Raw genomic sequence first — 5,097 nt, forward strand, 5'->3', positions numbered from 1 at the left:
TACTCTCTTACTTTCCATGCATTCTAAACACATATACTCTGTATATCCCTTTTCTAGCCTCCCACAGTCCATTGCTTTTTCAACTGTTTCTATAACATCTGCCCTTATTACCTTCGGAATTCTTTTAATTTTTTTCTTTAAAAAGTTTTGCCAATTATCTTGCAATATTTTTTTTAATGTTACTTTAGTCATCTCTTCATCTCTCTTTTTTCAATACTTATACATATATTTTAGCAAGTTTTCCACAGATTTTGAAATTTTATAATTTCCTACTTAATATAAAAAAGTCTTTATTCTAAAGATTTTACAATGTAGACTTTTTTAAAATTTCATAGCGCCAACGAATTCTAACGAGTTCCGTTGCTTAAAACTCATAACGGAATTTATATTTATCCACAATTTAAATAGGAATATAATTTTCTATTCGTTATAAAAAAATAATCTCTATACAAAATTGTATAAAGAGATTATTTTTTTATTTAATAGCTTCTTCTAGCAAAATCTACGAATTTAAATTTATCTGGTCTATGTCTAGACTCTGTATATTGAAATAGGCTTGTATCGTCTAAATAAATATAGTTTTTTACAACTACAATCATATTATAATTTTCTAAATCCAAATATTTCTTATCTTCTTCTGTAGCTTGCTGTACTGTAATTTCCTTTTTGGCAAAACCAATTCTAAGGCCTAACTCATTTTCAATATATTCAAATATTGAGTCTTCACATATATCCTTAGTTAATACGGGTACAAATTTTTTATTAAAGAAATCTTTATCTAAGATTATTTTTTTATCTCCTATTTCTCTTACTCTTATAACTTTCCAAACCTCGTCATCTTTAGATACATTTAATTGCTTCATCAAGAATTTATCTGGCTTAATCAATTCTAGTTCTTTTACAATTGTGCTTGATTTTACACCTATTTTTTCAGATAATTCCTTAAAGCTTGTTAATCCTGATACTGGAAAATCAAATTTGTTAATATCTAATACAAAAGATCCTTTCCCTTTTATTTTCTGGATATATCCATTTTGCTCTAATAAATTTAATGATTTTCTTATTGTATCTCTAGATACACTATATTCTTTCATAAGCTCATTTTCAGATGAAAGTTTTGTATTAGACTCAATCTCTCCACTTTCTATTTTAGTTATAATTTCATTATAAATAGCTAAATACTTGCTAACCATATTTTATCACCTTACGGTATTTTAACATCTTTAGTATTATTTTTCAATATGGTAAACAATAGATTCATATGGTCTTAACTTTATTTTCTTAAACTCATTTGAAGAGTTACTATAATTTGAAATTAAAATATTACTTTCATATTCATCAAAATTCAGTTGAGAAGGTAATTTAAATATAGTTTCTTTTCCATAGAAATTATTTATTACCAATAATTTTTCATTCTTATAAGTTCTTATATATGCAAATATATCTTCATGTTCTTCTAATATAGGTTCATAATCTCCATATGAGATAATATCAAATTCTTTTCTCAATTTAATTAGTTTTTGATAATGATAAAAAATAGAGTTTTTATCATTTAATGCGTCTTGGGCATTAATTTCTTTATAATTTTTAGATACTGATAGCCATGGCGTTCCTATTGTAAATCCAGCATTATTACTATTATTCCATTGCATTGGAGTACGTGAATTATCACGTGACTTTGACTTTAAGATTTTAATTATTTCTTTTTCATCCTTACCTTGATTTTTTAAAATTTTATAATAATTAATTGACTCTACATCCTTATATAAATTAATGTTATCAAAATATGGATTTGTCATACCAAATTCTTCACCTTGATAAATATAAGGTGTTCCCCTCATCATGTGTATTGTAGTTGCTAACATTTTTGCTGATTCTTTATGATATTTTTTATCATCTCCAAAACGAGATACAATACGTGGTTGATCATGATTACACCAAAACACAGCATTCCATCCATTACCTTTTTGCATTCCAACTTACCAAGAATTAAAAATTTCTTTTAATTTCTTAAAATCAAAATCCATCAAAGTCCACTTATCTCCATTGTCATAATCAACTTTTAAATGATGAAAATTAAATACCATAGATAACTCTTTTTCTTCTGGATTTGAATATTTAATACAATTATCTATTGTTGTTGATGACATTTCACCCACAGTTATGATATCTTCATATTTACCAAATGTTTGTCTATTTAATTCTTTTAAATATTGATGAATACGAGGTCCATCTGTATAAAAACGACGACCATCACCTTTATAATCATCTTCATATTTATCAGGCTTTGATATTAAATTAATAACATCTAAACGAAATCCTTTTACTCCTTTTCCAATCCAAAAATTAACAATATCAAAAACTTCTTTTTTTACTTCTTCATTTTCCCAGTTAAGATCAGCTTGAGTTACATCAAATAAATGTAGATAATATTCATTAAATTCTTTTACATATTCCCAAGCTGAGCCTCCAAATTTTGATATCCAATTTGTTGGTTCTTTTCCCTCTTTAGGCTTTTTGAAAATATAATAATTCTTATATTTTTCATCTCCATTTATAGCTTTTTTAAACCATTTATGCTGGGTAGATGTATGGTTAAATACCATATCCAGCATAATATCAATACCTCTTTTATTAGCCTCTAAAACCAACTCCTCAAAATCTTCCATAGTTCCAAAACGTGGATCAATATTGCAATAATCTTCAACATCATATCCATTGTCTTTTTGAGGAGAAATATAAAAAGGAGTTAACCATATATAATCTACTCCTAATGTTTTTAAATAATCTAATTTATAAGTAACACCTTTTAAATCTCCAAAACCATCTCCATTAGAATCATTAAATGACTTAGGATATATTTGATAAACTACACTCTTTTTGAAATCTTTCATAAAATACGCTCCTTTATAAATTATATAATCCCCCTTTAGAAACGTTTTCATTTTTATCATTTATGTACGTACAAGTTGTTTATGTTTTTATTATACCTTGTACGTACATGTTAGTCAATATTTATTTATATAATTTTATAATTAATTGAAATATTATAAAATTATTATTATGCTTTTTAAATTAAAAATTTTTAAAATTTATGTTTATATTAAATTATTTTAGGTATATATTTGTTAGATAATTATTTAAATTAGGAGGTATTTATTATGAAAAAATTTATTTGTAAAATATGTGGTTATGTACATGAAGGAACAGAGGCACCTGATGTCTGTCCTCAATGTAAAGCACCAAAAGAGCAATTTATAGTTCAAGACAATACAAAATTAACATGGGCAGATGAACATTTTGTAGGAATAGCTAAAGATGTAGATCCTGAAATATTAGAAGGACTTCGTCAAAACTTTTTAGGAGAATGTACTGAAGTAGGTATGTATCTTGCTATGAGTCGCCAAGCTGATCGCGAAGGATATCCTGAAGTTGCTGAAGCATATAAAAGAATAGCTTGGGAAGAAGCTGAGCATGCTGCAAAATTTGCAGAACTTTTAGGTGAAGTTGTTACAGATAGCACAGAGAAAAACTTACAAATGAGAGTAGATGCAGAGCATGGTGCGTGTATGGGTAAAAAAGAATTAGCTACTAAAGCTAAAGAATTAAATTTAGATGCAATTCATGATACTGTTCATGAAATGTGTAAAGATGAAGCTAGACATGGAATGGCTTTTGCTGGTTTGTTAAAGAGATACTTCAGAAAGTAAATTGTCTAAAATTGAAATATATTTCCAAAAATAAAAAATCAATTCATCTATAAATATAGATGGATTGATTTTTTATATACAAGCACAAACCTTGTTACGACCTGTTTGTTTAGCTTTATAAAGAGCTTCATCAGCTTTCATAACTAATTCATCTAAGTTTCCTACAGTATCTGGATAAGTTGCTACTCCGATTGAAACTGTAACATTTATATTTGCATTATCCAATAATATAAATTTATGATTTTGTATATCTCTTCTTATTCGTTCTCCAACTTCTAAAGCTTGATAATACGAACAGTTTGGTAATAAAATCGAAAATTCTTCTCCACCTATTCGAGATATAATATCACCTGTTCTACAAGACCTACATAAAATTCTTCCTAATTCTTGTAAAACCAAATTTCCATTTTGATGCCCATGAGTATCATTTACTTTTTTAAAATAATCAATATCTATAATTAGAATAGAAAGTTTTTCTTTATCTTCTTTAACTTTATTAATTAATTTATTTAAAACTAAATCAAATTCACGAACATTATTTAATCCTGTAAGAAAATCTTTAATAGATTGCTCTTTAAACATTCTAAACCTCTCATTATCAGTTTTAACATGCCATACTAGATAATATACAAAAACACCAGCAGATATTGCTATAATCCAATAATTTAAAAATATATAAATAATATCATTCCTATTTTTAAGTAAAATAACTAAAGAAATAGTAATCATAATTAAAGCATATAAATTCATAAAAAGCCATTTTTTCCATTCTTTTATTTTAGCCTCTAATATAAAACTACATACAATAGCAATATTTAACATGTTAATAGATGCAATTACCGAAGATATATTTACTCCAAAATATGATATTCTAAATATACCTATAATTACACCTCTAACTATAGTAGGTATTATTCCTCCATAGATTCCTGACAAAATAATAGCAATATGTCTAAGGTCTAGTATAGTAGTATTTCCTATATGAATACTAAAAATCATCAATATACATCCTAAAATTCCTCCTACTATACCAAACAAGTATCTACTTTTTAAAGAAGAATCATTAGTTAAAGGCTTGTTTTTATATGTCTGCCGTTACCAAAAATCTATAAAACTTTATAAGAAGATTATAAAAGTTTATAGCTTTTGTTTCTTTCCTACTTCACAATGTCCGATTTTGCCTAAGCTACTTTCGTTTGCTATAACACTCCATAGGCTTTGTTACCTAAAAAGGTAATAGGGTGTAACGAATCCCCAATTTAGAATATCTTTTTAAAATGATATTTCTAAACCATTAAACTAAACCATAATTTGCAAGGTTATATGAAGCATTTTTATCCCTATCACAAATAAAACCACAGTTAGAACACTTATAAACTCTATCTAA

The 5,097-nt window shown here is 26.3% G+C and carries 5 protein-coding genes and 3 pseudogenes; 1 reads left to right on the forward strand and 7 read right to left on the reverse strand.

Annotated features, from left to right (window positions below; genetic code table 11):
• From BUA77_RS12610 to treC, 4 genes and pseudogenes are all read right to left on the reverse strand, one after another.
• Positions 1–192: pseudogene (locus BUA77_RS12610) on the reverse strand (transposase zinc-binding domain-containing protein); the annotation flags it as partial.
• Between the two features lie 287 nt (positions 193–479).
• A complete protein-coding gene (gene treR, locus BUA77_RS12615; protein WP_072890826.1) occupies positions 480–1,193 on the reverse strand; it encodes a trehalose operon repressor in 714 nt (237 codons plus the stop codon).
• Between the two features lie 36 nt (positions 1,194–1,229).
• Positions 1,230–1,508 (reverse strand): alpha-glucosidase C-terminal domain-containing protein, encoded by a 279-nt coding sequence (locus tag BUA77_RS14880; protein WP_456300370.1) that lies wholly within the window; start codon positions 1,506–1,508, stop codon positions 1,230–1,232.
• Positions 1,488–2,954 (reverse strand): annotated as a pseudogene (gene treC / locus BUA77_RS14720) (alpha,alpha-phosphotrehalase); the annotation flags it as partial. The pseudogene treC and the gene BUA77_RS14880, both read right to left, overlap by 21 nt.
• Before the next feature lie 207 nt (positions 2,955–3,161).
• Here treC and BUA77_RS12625 point away from each other — a divergent pair.
• Positions 3,162–3,710, forward strand: coding sequence for an NADH peroxidase (locus BUA77_RS12625; protein ID WP_072890829.1), 549 nt, complete (start codon positions 3,162–3,164; stop codon positions 3,708–3,710).
• 72 nt (positions 3,711–3,782) lie between these two features.
• Here the strand turns inward: BUA77_RS12625 and BUA77_RS14590 are convergent, their stop codons facing one another.
• From BUA77_RS14590 to BUA77_RS14845, 3 genes and pseudogenes are all read right to left on the reverse strand, one after another.
• Complete coding sequence (locus tag BUA77_RS14590) at positions 3,783–4,292, reverse strand: GGDEF domain-containing protein (protein ID WP_278280578.1); 510 nt, start codon at positions 4,290–4,292, stop codon at positions 3,783–3,785.
• 60 nt (positions 4,293–4,352) lie between these two features.
• Positions 4,353–4,766 (reverse strand): annotated as a pseudogene (locus BUA77_RS14595) (LytS/YhcK type 5TM receptor domain-containing protein); the annotation flags it as partial.
• A 238-nt stretch (positions 4,767–5,004) separates the two neighbouring features.
• A partial coding sequence (locus tag BUA77_RS14845; RefSeq protein ID WP_143151361.1) for a zinc ribbon domain-containing protein occupies positions 5,005–5,097 on the reverse strand: 93 nt, incomplete at its 5' end.

Origin of the sequence: Tepidibacter formicigenes DSM 15518, assembly GCF_900142235.1 — a bacterium.
GTDB lineage: Bacteria > Bacillota > Clostridia > Peptostreptococcales > Peptostreptococcaceae > Tepidibacter > Tepidibacter formicigenes.